The sequence below is a fragment of the Actinopolyspora sp. BKK2 genome, assembly GCF_011291845.1.
In the GTDB taxonomy this organism is placed as follows: domain Bacteria; phylum Actinomycetota; class Actinomycetes; order Mycobacteriales; family Pseudonocardiaceae; genus Actinopolyspora; species Actinopolyspora saharensis.
On sequence record NZ_JAANTE010000001.1, the window covers coordinates 300235 to 314119 of the forward strand.

Annotated in this window: 13 protein-coding genes and 1 pseudogene; 9 read left to right on the plus strand and 5 right to left on the minus strand. The window is 69.9% G+C overall.

What is annotated here, in order from left to right:
* Nucleotides 1-99: 99 nt before the first annotated feature.
* Nucleotides 100-444, plus strand: coding sequence for a four-helix bundle copper-binding protein (locus G9Q41_RS01400; RefSeq protein WP_139320808.1), 345 nt, complete (start codon nt 100-102; stop codon nt 442-444).
* A gap of 44 nt (nt 445-488) precedes the next feature.
* Here the strand turns inward: G9Q41_RS01400 and G9Q41_RS01405 are convergent, their stop codons facing one another.
* Nucleotides 489-923, minus strand: coding sequence for a MerR family transcriptional regulator (locus tag G9Q41_RS01405; protein ID WP_154075309.1), 435 nt, complete (start codon nt 921-923; stop codon nt 489-491).
* 71 nt (nt 924-994) lie between these two features.
* Here G9Q41_RS01405 and G9Q41_RS01410 point away from each other — a divergent pair, with 71 nt between their 5' ends.
* The 3 genes from G9Q41_RS01410 to G9Q41_RS01420 all read left to right on the plus strand — a co-directional run bounded on the left by G9Q41_RS01410 (nt 995) and on the right by G9Q41_RS01420 (nt 5035).
* On the plus strand, nt 995-1261 hold the full coding sequence (locus G9Q41_RS01410) for a heavy-metal-associated domain-containing protein (RefSeq protein WP_207630407.1): 267 nt from the start codon (nt 995-997) through the stop codon (nt 1259-1261).
* The gene (locus G9Q41_RS01415; protein WP_165631539.1) at nt 1258-3729 is read left to right on the plus strand and encodes a cation-translocating P-type ATPase; all 2472 of its coding nucleotides are present in this window, start codon (nt 1258-1260) and stop codon (nt 3727-3729) included. The genes G9Q41_RS01410 and G9Q41_RS01415 overlap by 4 nt, the downstream gene beginning before the upstream one ends.
* Before the next feature lie 106 nt (nt 3730-3835).
* Nucleotides 3836-5035, plus strand: a complete 1200-nt coding sequence (locus G9Q41_RS01420; protein ID WP_207630406.1) for an MFS transporter — start codon at nt 3836-3838, stop codon at nt 5033-5035.
* A gap of 39 nt (nt 5036-5074) precedes the next feature.
* On the opposite strand, the pseudogene G9Q41_RS01425 reads toward G9Q41_RS01420, so the two are convergent.
* The 3 genes and pseudogenes from G9Q41_RS01425 to merA all read right to left on the minus strand — a co-directional run.
* Nucleotides 5075-5569: pseudogene (locus G9Q41_RS01425) on the minus strand (Tn3 family transposase); the annotation flags it as partial.
* Between the two features lie 60 nt (nt 5570-5629).
* Nucleotides 5630-6274, minus strand: coding sequence for an organomercurial lyase MerB (gene merB, locus G9Q41_RS01430; RefSeq protein ID WP_075850076.1), 645 nt, complete (start codon nt 6272-6274; stop codon nt 5630-5632).
* 31 nt (nt 6275-6305) lie between these two features.
* Entirely contained in the window at nt 6306-7718 is a 1413-nt protein-coding gene (merA, locus tag G9Q41_RS01435) for a mercury(II) reductase (protein WP_165631537.1), read from the minus strand.
* Between the two features lie 126 nt (nt 7719-7844).
* On the opposite strand from merA, the gene G9Q41_RS01440 reads away from it, so the two are divergent.
* The 5 genes from G9Q41_RS01440 to G9Q41_RS01460 are packed head-to-tail and all read left to right on the plus strand — an operon-like array spanning nt 7845 to nt 10813.
* A complete protein-coding gene (locus G9Q41_RS01440; RefSeq protein ID WP_075850074.1) occupies nt 7845-8234 on the plus strand; it encodes a metalloregulator ArsR/SmtB family transcription factor in 390 nt (129 codons plus the stop codon).
* 6 nt (nt 8235-8240) lie between these two features.
* Complete coding sequence (locus G9Q41_RS01445) at nt 8241-8588, plus strand: hypothetical protein (RefSeq protein WP_165631536.1); 348 nt, start codon at nt 8241-8243, stop codon at nt 8586-8588.
* Nucleotides 8585-9319, plus strand: a complete 735-nt coding sequence (locus tag G9Q41_RS01450; RefSeq protein ID WP_165631535.1) for a hypothetical protein — start codon at nt 8585-8587, stop codon at nt 9317-9319. The genes G9Q41_RS01445 and G9Q41_RS01450 overlap by 4 nt, the downstream gene beginning before the upstream one ends.
* Nucleotides 9320-9365: 46 nt before the next feature.
* Nucleotides 9366-9926 carry a hypothetical protein gene (locus tag G9Q41_RS01455; protein ID WP_165631534.1) on the plus strand — a complete coding sequence of 187 codons (561 nt, stop codon included), beginning with the start codon at nt 9366-9368 and terminating at the stop codon, nt 9924-9926.
* Nucleotides 9923-10813 carry a cytochrome c biogenesis CcdA family protein gene (locus G9Q41_RS01460; protein ID WP_083666643.1) on the plus strand — a complete coding sequence of 297 codons (891 nt, stop codon included), beginning with the start codon at nt 9923-9925 and terminating at the stop codon, nt 10811-10813. Before G9Q41_RS01455 ends, G9Q41_RS01460 begins: the two co-directional genes overlap by 4 nt.
* 33 nt (nt 10814-10846) lie before the next feature.
* Here G9Q41_RS01460 and G9Q41_RS01465 read toward each other — a convergent pair whose 3' ends face one another.
* A complete protein-coding gene (locus G9Q41_RS01465; protein WP_165631533.1) occupies nt 10847-13849 on the minus strand; it encodes a Tn3 family transposase in 3003 nt (1000 codons plus the stop codon).
* Between the last annotated feature and the right edge of the window lie 36 nt (nt 13850-13885).

Here is a 13885-nt window from a genome sequence, read left to right on the forward strand (position 1 = left end):
CCTTACGCCTCGGGGTGCGCAGCCTCGGGTGATGGGTACCTCGGTGGGGCGCCCGTAGCGGGGTTGAGCGAACCAACGAGCGAATCAGGGAGGTACGTGATGGCTACGACGATGGTGGAGCAGCGCAACCAGGCGTGTCTGGATGCGTGTGCCGAATGCCAGCAGGCGTGTGAGACGTGCAACTACAACTGTTGCGCCGGCAATCCGGATATGGCCGAGTGCGCCCGGCTGTGTCTGGACTGTGCGGCGATCTGTGCGGCCTGCGTGACGCTGCTGGCCCGTGATTCGCGCTGGGCGGCGCAGTTGTGCCAGCTGTGTGCCCAGGTGTGTGAGGCGTGCGCGGCTGAGTGCGATAAGTACGACATGGATTACTGCCGTGAGTGCGCGGCGGCGTGTCGCCGGTGCGCGGAGCAGTGCCGGGCGATGGCCACGGTCACCGTCTGAGGCCCCGAACCCACGGGGACCGAGGGGTAGGCGAGTGTGGCCGCCTACCCCTCGGTGCGCGCGCTGTCGTCGCGGTCGGTGTGGTTTTCGATGATGCGGCAGACCACGGCGTCCTGGCCGCGGCGTTGGCCCTCGCGGGCGGCCCGACGAGCGGAGGCTAACGAGCGGCGCAGTGCGCGCAGGTCGGCCAGGGTGCGGTCGATCTCGGTGATGTGGGTGTCGAGCAGTTCTGTGACCCGGCCACACGGTGTGGCACCGTCGCGTTGCAGGTCGATGATGTCTTTGATCTCGGGCAGGGTCAGGCCCAGGGTTTTGGCCTGGCGGATGAAGCGCAGCACGTCGAGATCGTCCTCGGTGAACACGCGGTAGCCGGACTCGGTGCGCTCGGACGGCGGCAGCAGCCCCTTGGACTCCCACAGTCGTATCGCCTTGGCGCTGACTCCGGCGGCTGCCGCCGCCGCGCCGACGGTCATACCCATCAGATCCTCCTCTGTGTGTGGCCGCGAACCGTCATCCTTGACCTTACCCCTGGGGCAAGGTTCTAGCGTGCGTGTTGACGACGACAACCGCAGGTCACGCAAGGGAGTACGAGATCATGGACACGGTGCAGTTGCAGGTCACGGGCATGTCGTGCTCGGGATGTGAGCAGCGCATCGCCAAGGTGCTGGGCCGCGTGGACGGCGTGCGGGAGGTGAGTGCCGATCACAGCAGCGGCCACGTGCATGTGCGCCTCGGTCCGGAGTTGGCCGATCGTGCCGTGTTGGTCGAGCGGATCGAGGCGGCGGGCTTCGAGGTCACCGAGGGGGCGAGTCGGTGAGCACCGTGGTGGAGGAACGCCCGCAGTTGTGGGCCTCGGAGCCGAGTACGACTGAAGGCCAGCAACGGATCCGGGCCAAGATCGCGGGGCTGCACTGCTCGCTGTGCACCGGCACGATCGAAAAGGCCCTGGGCCGCATGGACGGGGTCGGCACGGTGTCGGTGAGCCTGACCCACGAGCAAGCCCTGGTCGACTACGACCCGGATGTAGTCGAGCCCGAGGAGATCCTGGGCACGCTGCGCGATATCGGCTACGAGCTCTACGACCCCCGCAAGCTGCGGGCCTTCGAGGACGAAGAGGCCGACCTGCTGGCCGAGGGCAAACGGCTGTTCACCGCGATCGGGCTGAGCCTGACCGCGATGGTCCAGATCGCCGAAGGATGGTGGACGCTGCTGTGCGCCACCCTGCTCGTGGCTGCACTCGGGTTGGTCTTTTCCATCCTGCGCCCGACCGGGCAGGCCCGAGCGGCGGGATGGGCCGCCGCGGTCGCCGCCCCCGGTGCGCTCGCGCTGGCCGCGCGTTTCGCCGGGCTACTGGAGCCCCCGGTCAATGGCTGGATCGCCGCCGTGCTCGCCGGGGCGATGGTCTTTGGGGTGGCCCCGCACATCCTGCGCATGGCCTACCAATCCGCACGACGCGGGATCCTCAACCAGCACGTGCTGCTGGAGGCCGGCGCATTCGGCGGCATCGCTGGCGGCATCATCGGCCTGACCGGCTTGTTGGAGAACTACCCGACCGCGGAGTTTTTCGCGGCCGCCGCGATCGTGGCCACGTATCACATCTTCTCGGAGTGGCTGTCGCTGCTGGTCAAGACCCGCTCGGGTCAGTCGGTCAAGAAACTGCTGGACCTACAGCCCGACCTTGCCCGGCTCGTGGACAGAGCCGACGGCGGTGCTGAGTCCGAGGTACCGGTGGAGCAGGTCGCCATCGGCCAGCACGTGCGGGTGCGCCCCGGCGAGCGTATCCCGCTGGACGGGCGCGTGCGTGAGGGTTCCTCGGCGGTGGATGTCTCGCTGGTCACCGGCGAGCCAGTTCCGGCCGATCGCGGTCCCGGCGAGGACGTCGTGGGCGGATCGATCAACGGCACCGGCAGCCTGACCATCGAGGTCACCGCCACCGGCGCGGAAGGCTTTCTGGCCCAGGTCGTGCGGCATGTGGAGGACTCTCGCGCACTCAAACCCGGCATCCTGCACCTGGTCGATAAGGTCCTGCGCGTCTACACCCCCACGGTGCTCAGCATCTCCGCTCTGGCTCTCGTCGCCTGGTTGGCCGGTAGTTGGCTGGTCACCGGCGACCCGGATGTGCACCGGGCGGTGTTCGCCTCCCTGGGAGTGCTGGTGATGGGCTATCCCTGCGCGGTCGGCATCGCCGCGCCACTGGCGATCGTGCGCGGCACCGGACACGCCGCCGATGCCGGCATCGTCATGCGCACCGGCGAGGCCTTCCAAACCTTCCGACTCGTCCGCCGCATTGTTTTGGACAAGACCGGCACCCTGACCCAAGGACGGCCCACCGTCCGAGCCGTCGAATCCGTCGACGGCGGCGAGAAGAACGCCGTGTTAGCGCTGGCCGCAGCAGCCGAGGACCCTTCCGAACACCCACTGGCGCGTGCCGTCGTCACCGCCGCCCAGGACCAGGGCTTGGCCGTGGAGACCGCAGACGAGTTCGCTTCGATGACCGGCTCCGGGGTGCGCGCCACCGTCGGCGGACAGCGAGTCCTCATTGGACGGCCGGGACTGCTCATTGACGCCGGCATCGACCTGGCCGAGCTCACCACGCGGATCGACCGATTCGAAGCCTCCGGGCACACTGTCATCGCCGTGGCCACCGAGAACACCGCCCTGGGCCTGATCGCGTTGGGCGATGAGCTGCGGCCCGACGCCACCGAGGCGGTCACCACGATGCGCCAGGCGGGCATGGAACCGGTGCTGGTCACCGGCGACAACCAACGCGCCGCCGACCATGTCGCCGAAGCACTCGGTATCCAACAGGTGCACGCCGGGATCCGCCCGGACGGCAAGGCCGAGCTCGTGCGCGAGCTGCAAGCCAACGGTGCCCGGGTGGCCATGGTCGGCGACGGCATCAACGACGCCCCGGCGCTGATGCAGGCCGACGTGGGCCTCGCCGCCGGTGGCGGGACCGACATCGCCGTGGAATCCGCCGACGTCGTGCTGCTGCGCGAGGACGTGCACACCGTGCTCGACGCCCGCGAGATCAGCGACCGCGCCTACCGACGCACCCGCACCAACGTGGGCCTGGCCTTCACGTTCAACGGCCTCGGCATCCCCTTGGCCAGCACCGGCCTGATCTCCCCGGTGTGGGCGATGGTGGCCATGGGCGCTTCGGTAACCACGATCTTCCTGAACTCCTTCGGCACCCGACCCTCGCTGCTGATCAACGCTATCGCCAGCGTCGGCCGCGCACGCGGGACAACCGAGCAGCAACCCGCAAACCGCACGGCGGCCTGACCGTCCACACAACCCTGGCGCCAGACCAGGCGGGCGCGCGGCCCGCTCGAGCACGCCGCGCGCCCGTTCCTGCCGCGTCCCGACACTGCCGCACAAGGAAACAAACGTGTCTGAACCGAGGATGCCCGCCGCCCCACGGGGCATGCTGGCGCTGCTGACCGCCGCCGCGTTCGTGATCTTCGCGCAGATCTTCATGGTCGCGCCGCTGATCCCCCGGCTGGCCGAGGTCTTTCACACCGCCCCCAGCCTCGTCGGCTTGGCCGTGCCCGCCTACCTGATTCCCTACGGGGCGATGGTGCTGGTGTGGGGACCAGCCTCCGAACACCTCGGCCGGCGGCCCGTCATTCTCGGCTCGCTGGCCGCGTTCACCGTGCTAGTCGGCGCGACCGCGCTGGCCAGTAGTGCCGGGGCATTCATCGGGATGCGCCTGGCCACCGCGATCGGCGCCAGCGGTGTCGTGCCGATCGCGCTGGCCCTGGTCGGCGACCTGGTTCCGTATCAGCGACGCGGGCACGCCCTCGGGTGGCTGTTCGGGGGCATGGCCGGCGGCATCGCCGTCGGCGCCACCGCCGGAGCATTGGGCGAACCGCTGGTCGACTGGTCCGGACTGTTCCTGGCCACCGCTGCGGCCGGGCTGATGCTGCTGGTCGCCACCCTCGCCGTGCTACCGGCGACCCCGCGCTCGGCATCCCCGCCGGCGCCGCGCACCGTGGCCGCCGGCTACGCAGCCCTGCTACGTCAGACCCGCGGGCGGCGCACCTACACCTACGTGCTCATCAACGCGCTGCTGCACTCCGGGATCTACACCTGGCTCGGGGTGTATCTGCAGCAACGGTTCGACCTGGGCGAGTTCGGCATCGGACTGACCCTGCTCGGCTACGGCATCCCCGGCCTACTACTCGGCCCGGTCATCGGCCGGCTGGCCGATCGTTACGGCCGTGCCCGCATCATCCCCGCCGGAGTGGCCCTCGGCGGGATCTGCGCGCTGCTGCTGGCCAGCCCCCTGCCGCTGCTGGCGGTCCAAGCCAGCATCGTGGCCCTCTCTTTGGGCTACGACATGACCCAACCACCCCTGGGCGGCATCGTCACCAACCTGCCCGGCCACGGCGGGCTGGCCATGGCACTCAACGTGTTCACCCTGTTCACCGGCATGGGCCTGGGCAGCCTGGCCTTCCAAGCCCTCCTGCTGCCCACCAGCTTCGCCGTGGCCCTGAGCACCTTCGGAGCAGCAGTGCTGCTCGCCGCCGCCCTGGCCGTGCCGGTATTCCGCGACGAACGACCCCACGCGAATACCCCGGCATCCTGAGATCAGCGTCCGCCCGGCTTCACCACCGCGCGGACAGTCCTACACCGTGTCGCTGGGGCTGCGTAGTGGCCGGTAGCCGGTGCGGGCGTACTCGGCCTCGACGGGGAATTCGTAGGTCCCGTATGGATTGATGTGTTCCATGAGCGCCGGGGAGATGTGGGCCAGCAGGTCCGGGTCGACACGCCCGCACCGCTGCGACAGCCGCTCGAGCGCGAGCTCGAGGTAGGCGGTGTTCCAGGTGATGATCGCGTTGGTCACCAGCGACAGGCACAGCGCCTGTTCGGTCTGCTGCTCCTGGTGCCGGCGCCGCACGGTGCCCTCGTGGGCGAAGAACAAATCCCGGCGCAGCGAGTGCAGGCTTTCACCCTTGTTGAGCTGGCGGGTGATCCGCCGCCGGTAGGCCTCGTCGGCCAGATACCGCAGCGCGTAGATCGTGCGCTGCAGCTTGCCGTACTCGACCAGGGCCTGGGCCAGGGCGGAGCGCCGCGAGGAGGCGTGCAGCTTGCTGACCACGAGGGCGGCGGTGGCGTGGCCGTGTGGCCAGCGGCAGGCCTGACGTCGGAGTCAGACCTGCCGCATTGGGTGTGCGGTCTTCTAGCAGCAGTCGGGGGTGTCGGTGCTCCTGTGCTGCTCGGCGAGCTGGTGGCCGAGGGTGAAGGCCTCGGCCACGGGAAGCACGGTGGCGCCGGGATGCTCGGCCAGCCACGGTTGGGCGGCCTCAGGCGAGGCGAAGAAGTGCACCTGGTCGCAGAAGTCTGAGCGTACCGACGTGCACTGTCCGGGGGTGACGATCGAGACGACGGCGTCGGCCGGTTCGACGTCGACGACCTTGTCCGGCTCGACGGTCAGCCGCACCGGGGTTGTGGTGGTGTGGCAGGGCGATTCCACTTCGGCGGGCCGGTCGAGCACGGCCGGGAACAGCAGTGTGTCCAGCGCGCACCACGTGTACAGCTGCTGGCCGTCGACGGTGAAGCGGTGCGGGGTGGCGCGTTGGGTGAGGCCGTAGCCGACGAGACGGCCGTGTTCGTCGTATTCGGCATCCGGCAGCGCGGCCAGGGCGTGGCGTACCTCGTCGGTGCTGTGGCCTGTGGCTGTGGCGAGCTCGTCGGCGGTGACGGGGTGGCCGCGGGCCAGGAGTCGCAGCAGTGGTGGCCACAGCCACGCCATGCCGCCCTCGGTGAGGGCGGAGCTCACTGTGTCGCTGAGCCGCTCGGCCAGGGGATGCTGTTCGGTGGTCATCACGCGGTCCTTCCTGGGGTGGTTGAGCGGGTCAGGCGGCGCAGCAGGACAGTTTGGACACGTCGCGGGTGAAGGTCTGCGCGGCGAGTTTGAGAGCTTCGGCCATGGTCAAATAGGGGCACCACAGCTCGCCCATGTCGTGCACGGTCATCTGGTTGTGCAGGGCATACACGGCGGTGGCGATGACGTCACCGGCACCGGCGGCCAACACGTGCGCACCCAGCAGCCGCCCGGACTCGGCCTCGGCGACGAGTTTGACCAGCCCGCGGGTGTCGCGGTTGACCAGCGCCCGCGGCACGTGCTCCAGCGCGAGCACGCGGCACTCGCACTCGTAGCCGGCCCGCTCGGCTTCGCCCTCGGTCATCCCGGCAGCGGCAATGCTGGGGGTCGTGAAGGTCACCCGCGGCAGATGGTGATAGTCCAGCCTGCGTCCGGCGTCGTGGAAGGCATTGTCGACGACCACGGCGCCGTGCGCGCCGGCGACGTAGACGAACTGCGGATGCCCGGTCACATCCCCAGCGGCCCAGATGCGGGGATGGTCCGTGCGCAGCTGTTCGTCGACCCGCACGTGGCCCCGACTGTCCAGTTTCACCCCGAGTTGTTCCAGCCCGAGCTCGTCGGTGACCGCACGACGCCCGGTGGCCACCAGCAGCTGCTCGGTACGGACGTCACGGGTGCTTCCGTCGCTACTGTCGACCGTGGCCACCACATGACCGCCGTCGCGGCGCACCGTGCGCACCTGGGCGTGGGTGTGGGTGGTGATGCCCTCCTCGGCGAAGACCTGATCGATACTGTCGGAGATCTCGGGTTCCTCGGCCGAGGCCAACTGCGAGCGGGCGACGACGGTGACCTCGGTGCCCAGGCGGGCGAACAATTGGGCCTGCTCCAGGCCGACGTAGCCGCCGCCGAGCACCAACATCGATTCCGGCAGCGCGTCCAGTTCCATCGCCGTGGTCGAGGTCAGATAGTCCACCTCGTCGAGCCCATCGATCGGCGGTGCCCACGGGATCGATCCGGTGGCCACGAGGTAATGCTCGGCCTCGATCCGCCGCGCCCCGCCGTCGGCCAGCTCGACCTGCAGGGCCGGGCCGTCGACGAAGCTCGCCTGGCCGCTGATGATCTCCCAGCCGTACTCGGCGGCCAGGCCGGTGTACTTCTCGGCCTGCATGTCGGCGACCAGGCTGTCTTTGCCGGCGATGAGCTCGCCGAAGGCCACCTCGTCGGCGCTGGCCCGAATGCCGGGGAAGTGCTCGGCCGACAGAGCGACGTGGCGTGCCTCGGCGGCGGCCAGCAACGCCTTCGACGGCACACACCCGGTGTTCACACACGTGCCGCCAATGGTGCCGCGCTCGACCATCACCACCGAGCGATCGTCCCGTCGGGCCGCGATCGCGGCCGCGAAGGCTGCCCCGCCGGAGCCGATGATCGCCAGATCGAAAGCCATGGTTGCTCGCCCTTCCTCGGAGGTGGTGGGTACTGCCCACCCGTCGTTGTATCCGCATGAGCGGATGTATGCTGGCATCATCGTATCCCCATATCCGGATATGTGCTCGACGGTGGGAGGAGATCCATGACCAGCACCGCACATCCCGACCCCGGCACACCGCTGCTGTCCGACGACGGGCAGCAGGTGGGCACGGTGGCGAAGTTCTTCCGCGCCCTGGGTGATCCCACCCGGCTGCGGCTACTGGAGTTCCTGCTCGACGGCGAGCACTCCGTCAGTGACTGCGTGGCCCACGTCGGGCTCGCCCAGGGGCGGGTGTCGACGCATCTGGCGTGTCTGGCCGACTGCGGCTACGTGCAGGCGCGCCGCGAGGGCCGCTGGTGCTACTACCGCGTCACCGACCCGCGGGTGGCCGAACTCGTGGTGCTGGCCCGCTCGTTGGCCGCCGACAACTGCACGGCCCTGGCCACCTGCGAGCGCATCGACGGACCGCACCCCACACGGACAGGGACGTGATCAGCGATGAGCAATTCGGACACACGGGGCCTGCTCGCCGGACTCGGCATCGGCGCAGCCTTGATCCTGTGCTGCGCGGGCCCGGTGTTGATCGCGGCCGGAGCCCTCGGCGCCCTGGCCGGGATCTTCTCCAGCCCGTGGCTGTGGGCCGCCGCCGGTGTGGCCCTGGTGAGCGCAGTGGCGCTCACCGCGGCCCGCAAGCGATCAGCCACCCACAGCCCCCAGGACGGCTCCTCGTCGCCGTCGCAGCGTGACGACTGCTGCCCACCCCCAGACCGGCACCACGACGAGAGTGCCCCGTCCCCGCAGCAGCGGCCCGACAACGAGCCCACGCGCAGGAGGTTTCCCCGGTGACCACGACACCCACCACGTCGCTCGAGGACCCCGACCCGACATCATCGACACGCGAAGCCTTCCTGACGCTGCTCGCCCTGGCCGCCGCCGGGGTGTCCCCGCTGGTGATCGTGGCCGCCTCGAGTGGACTGGCCCCGATGCCGGTGCTGTTCAGCGTCGTCGCCCTGCCCGGCATGGCCATCGTGACCGGAGTGCTGCTCCACGCCCGCGCCACCGGCATGGCGCGGCTGTCACGGCGGCTGTGGCTGGGCATCCTCGCTGGGATACTGCTGACCCTGGCGCTGGATGCGGTGCGCGTGGCCGGGGTGCACCTGGGGTATCTGCCGGACTCAGTGACGATGTTCGGCAACCTGATCACCGCCGCACCGCCCATGTCCGAGCCCACCCCGGTCAGCTACACGCTCGGCGCCGCCTATCACCTGTTCAACGGCATCGGCTTCGGCGTGGTCTACTCGATCCTGTTCGGTCGCACCCGCTGGTGGGGCGCGATGCTGTTCTCGGTGGCCGTCGTCGAAGTCGCCATGATGACCCTGCCGCCCATGGCCCCGAAATTCGGCCCCTTCGGGCTGGAGAAGTTCGACACGCTGCTCAACGGCTACTTCCTCGACACCCTGCTCGCCCACGCCGCCATGGGCCTCGCCCTCGGCGTGATCATGCAGCACTTCGCCCGCCACCGCGGCATCCTCCTCGCCCCACGAGCCCGCAGCCAGCCTGCGACCACCGCAGATTGATGTCGACGTCCCTGATCCTGCTTGGTCGTCGCGAAAGGACAGAGTGATGAGCCCCGCTGTACTCGGACATGGCCCGCGTCACCGTCGCCGTGCCGGGCCAGCACTGGCGCTGGCCCTGCTCGTCGCGCTCGGTGCGGCCGGCTGCGGCAATAGCCCCGCCACTCAGCAGTCCGCGGCGGGCGCCGCCGGCCAACAACAGCCTGTCACCGGTCACCCCGGCACGGTCACCACCCTGGACGGCGGACAACTCACCATCCCCAGCCGGGGTCGGGTGACGGTGGCCTACTTCTTCGCCCCCGGCTGCTCCACCTGCGTGCCCGCGACCAAACAGCTCGCCCAAGCACAACAACAGACTGGGCAGCAGGCGCGGTTCGTGGCGCTGAACCTCATCCCCGAGGTTCCCACCAGCTCCCTACGGAGCTTCCTGCGCTCGGCCGGCAATCCCCAGGTGCCCGTCGTCGCCAACGGGGTGCCGCTGGCGCAGGCGCAGCAGGTCACGGCCCTGGGCACCACCGTCGTCTACGGACCCGACGGGCAGGAGATCTTCCGCGGCGTTGATGCCGGCACCGACGCCATCACCACCGCCATCCAGAAGGCTCGCTCATGATCGCGCTGCTGGCCATGGCCTTCGGCGCCGGGCTGATCTCGCCGGTCAACCCCTGCGGGTTCGCGCTGCTGCCCGCCATGCTGGGCACCGTGGCCGACCCCGGCCAAAGCTCGACCGGGCGCACCAGCGTGGCGGCCCGGCTCGGCACCGGCCTGGCCTCGGGGCTCATGATCACGGCCGGGTTCACCGGCACCCTCACCGTCGCGGGACTCGCCCTGGCCGCGGGCCTGCGCGCGATCACCGGGCTCGCGCCGTGGTTCGCCATCGCCGTCGGCGTCCTGCTCGCCGTGGCAGGCCTGGCGATGCTCACCGGACGGCACCTGCCGCTGCGCCTGACCAACCGGGTGCAGCCGCGCCAGGGCGGCGGCCGGTGGGGCCTGGTCGCCTTCGGCGTCGGCTACGGCATCGCCTCCCTGTCTTGCACCGTGGCCGTGCTGCTGGCCGTCGTCAGCCAAGCCCTCGCCACGACCAACCCGGCAGGCATGCTCGCCGTGTTCGCCGCCTACGCCACCGGCGCCGCCACCCTGCTGGTGGCACTATCCGTCTCGGCCGCCTTCGCCAGCAGCCTGGCCACCCGCTGGGTACGCCGGCTGCTGCCGCACATGCACCGCATCACCGCCGTCCTGTTGATCCTCAGCGGCGCCTACCTGCTCGCCTACTGGATCCCTGTCACCACCGGCGGCCAACCCCCCACGGCCCTGAGCCTGGGCCCGCTGGCCAGCACCGCCACCACCTGGATCAGCAGCCACCAAACCCTCGTCGTCCTCCTGGCCCTGGCCGTGCTGATCCTGGCTACGATCATCGCCACTCTGGGATCCCGACGACGGCCCGCGTCCTCGGGCGAGCACGCGCCCACCAACCGGCCGAGACAGGACACCCAGCGCTGACACGCCCGAGGCCGCGGTCGGCGCCGTGCTGCGTCAGCCCTCTGCCTCGACGGTGCGCAACGGTCGGTAGCCGGTGCGGGCGTACTCGGCCTCGACGGGGAATTCGTAGGTGCCGTACGGGTTGATGTGTTCCATGAGCGCCGGGGAGATGTGGGCCAGCAGGTCCGGGTCGACACGCCCGCACCGCTGCGACAGCCGCTCGAGCGCGAGCTCGAGGTAGGCGGTGTTCCAGGTGATGATCGCGTTGGTCACCAGCGACAGGCACAGGGCTTGTTCGGTCTGCTGCTCCTGGTGCCGGCGCCGCACGGTGCCCTCGTGGGCGAAGAACAAATCCCGGCGCAGCGAGTGCAGGCTTTCACCCTTGTTGAGCTGGCGGGTGATCCGCCGCCGGTAGGCCTCGTCGGCCAGATACCGCAGCGCGTAGATCGTGCGCTGCAGCTTGCCGTACTCGACCAGGGCCTGGGCCAGGGCGGAGCGCCGCGAGGAGGCGTGCAGTTTGGATACCACCAGCGAGGCGGTGGCGTGGCCGTACTTGAGGGAGGCGGCTAGCCGCAGCATCTCGTCCCACTGGCTGCGGATCAGCGCCGTGTCGATCGTGCCGGTCAACAGGGTGCCCGCGTGCGGGAACCCGCCCACAACCTGCTTGCGCGTGTCGAGGCGGTGCAGCGTGATCTCGCCGAGGTCGCGGATGCGCGGGGACAGGGTGAATCCGGTCAGCGCGAACAGCGCGAACACCGTCAGGGTTTGCCCGGCGGTGTCGGTGGCATGCTCGGTGATCGGCAGATCGGTGGCATTGCCGAGGAGCTCGTCGAGCACGTACACGGCTTCGCGGTCGGTGACCGGGATGACCTTGGTGCCGTAGGTGGAGTGCTGATCGGAGACGTGGGTGTAGGTGGCCACCCCCTCGTTGACGAAGTAGCGGCTCATCGCCCGCGCGGTCAGCGACTTGCCCCGCATCGGGAACCGCTGCCCATCGGAGGACGACATCGTGCCCCCGCCCCACATCGACGCCAGCGGCAGCCGGTGGTGATGGTTGACGATCGTCGCGTTCGCCGCCCGCAGCGTGTCCTCGCGCAGGTACCACTCGGTGGTCCAGCGCAGCGTCTCCTCCGAGAGCCCGGAGGCCTCGGCCATCGCGCTCACGCCGAAGTTGCACGCCTGGGCCAGGATCGCCGCGTACAGGTTGCGGCGCAGCTGCGGCTCACGGTGGGTCTTGCCGCCGGCGTGGGTGAGTTGATCCGACCAGTCCGCCCACCGGTCGACCTCGATGAGCAGCTCGGTCAACTGCGGCCGGGGCAACAGCGCGAGCAGCTGGCCGCGCAGCCGCTCGACCTCGTCCGGCACCGCCTCGGCACTCAGCCGGTTGACCACGAGCTCACCGCGCTCGGTCAGGCGCACTGGCCCCTCCCCGGAAGCCAGCAGCGGCTCGAGCTCGGTCAGCGCGGCATGTAACTGCTCGCCCGCGTTCTCGAGCGCCTCATCGGCCTCTTGCGGGGCGCCGACCAGGGCGCAGTACTCGCCCCGCAGCGCCTCCCACCGGCTCGCGGGCAGCAGGAACGTGGTCGGGTCGGCGAACCGCCGCGAGCCCGGCACCCACACATCCCCGGACCGCAGCGCATCCCGCAAACCCAACAGGGTGGCAAGCTCCCAGTAATGCCGGTACGCGGTCGTGTTGCCGCTGGTGGCGGCCTGATCGAGGTAGCCACGCCACCGACTCGGCACGAACTCGGTCGGCGCCCCCTCGGGCACCTTCCGGCCACCGCGGGCGTACAGCTCGGCCAGCACCTCGACGGCCTCGAGCAGCGGCCGAGCATCCACCGCGGCCTCGAACGACAGAGCGCGGATGACGTGCGGGGCGAACTCGCGCAGGTAGGTGAAGCTGGACTCCACCATCGCCAGATGCCCATGATCGCGCGGTAGCCGGTCGGCGGGGTCACGCCGGGCGGTGCGCAGCCGTTCCAGCCCGATCCCGCGCCGCAACCGGGGCCCGACGTCGGTATCGGGCACGTCCACATCGGTGGCCACCGCGAGGATTTCCTCCAGCAGGTTCAGCCGGTCCTCGGACTCTCGGGCCCGCTGGGCCAGCACATCGTCGAGCTTGCGCTTCGCGCGGTTCTCCACTCCGGTCAAGGCCTGGTCGAACATGCCGATGACCTCGTCGAGCACCTCGACGGCGCACTCGGCGACCGTGGCCAGCAGCACCGGATACCTCTTGTCGCCGTCCCGACGGGCCAGGGCCTGATTCGTGCTGCGGCGGCCGATCCCGGCCAGCCGGCGACGTCGCGCCTCGGGAAGCATCGACAAGTCCAGGGTGTGCGCGTCCAACCCACGCAAAAACCGCAGCTTGTCCAGCTCGGCCCGGATCGCCATCGGCGACGCGGTCGTCGCCCCACGGTGCAGCCACGCCAACCGCGAGATCCGCAGATCCCCACCCGCGACCAGCAGCGCGTCGAGCTCCTCCCGCCGCTGCGCCCCCAGCAGCGGCTCCAGCCGCAGGAACGTCTCGGCCACGGCGCATTCCCGTGCGGTGGCGACCGCGCGCATCAGCGGCACCACACCAGGCCGGATGATCCGAGCACCGGCGCAGTACTCGCAGACCACACGGAACAGCGCACTCGGCGCGTCGTGCTCCATCGCCCGCGCCAATAGGAACTCCTCGAGGTCTTTCCACTCGGCGTCCCTGGCCAACCGCCACCCCAGCCGCTCGGCCACCAGCCGCAGATGCTCGGTGCGGGTCTGCTCCCGCGCCCCATACCCGGCGAGCTCGGCCAACCCAACGCCGAGCTGCACGACCAGCCGATTCACCGCCGCCCGCGGTGCAGCCGGCACCTCATCAGGCACGAAACCCAACCAGGGAAGCGTGCACAACTGCACCGCCAAACCCAGCCGATTGCCCTGCCCCCGAGCCGACCGCTCCAACCACGCCCGATCATCCGAGCCCAACGTGAAGTACCGGATCAGCTCATCCCGGCCCAACTCGGCAGGCCACGACCGCAGCCGCTCGATCTCCTCATCGGAGAAGAACCTCGTCGACATCCACCGCTCCGCCCGTAGTGATCAACGAACGGAGCA

Coding starts and splice junctions, on each gene's coding strand:
- G9Q41_RS01465 (WP_165631533.1), bottom strand. CDS start 13,849: ATGTCGACGAGGTTCTTCTCCGATGAGGAGATCGAGCGGCTGCGGTCG.
- G9Q41_RS01400 (WP_139320808.1), top strand. CDS start 100: ATGGCTACGACGATGGTGGAGCAGCGCAACCAGGCGTGTCTGGATGCG.
- G9Q41_RS01455 (WP_165631534.1), top strand. CDS start 9,366: ATGAGCCCCGCTGTACTCGGACATGGCCCGCGTCACCGTCGCCGTGCC.
- G9Q41_RS01405 (WP_154075309.1), bottom strand. CDS start 923: ATGGGTATGACCGTCGGCGCGGCGGCGGCAGCCGCCGGAGTCAGCGCC.
- G9Q41_RS01460 (WP_083666643.1), top strand. CDS start 9,923: ATGATCGCGCTGCTGGCCATGGCCTTCGGCGCCGGGCTGATCTCGCCG.
- merA (WP_165631537.1), bottom strand. CDS start 7,718: ATGGCTTTCGATCTGGCGATCATCGGCTCCGGCGGGGCAGCCTTCGCG.
- G9Q41_RS01445 (WP_165631536.1), top strand. CDS start 8,241: ATGAGCAATTCGGACACACGGGGCCTGCTCGCCGGACTCGGCATCGGC.
- merB (WP_075850076.1), bottom strand. CDS start 6,274: ATGACCACCGAACAGCATCCCCTGGCCGAGCGGCTCAGCGACACAGTG.
- G9Q41_RS01440 (WP_075850074.1), top strand. CDS start 7,845: ATGACCAGCACCGCACATCCCGACCCCGGCACACCGCTGCTGTCCGAC.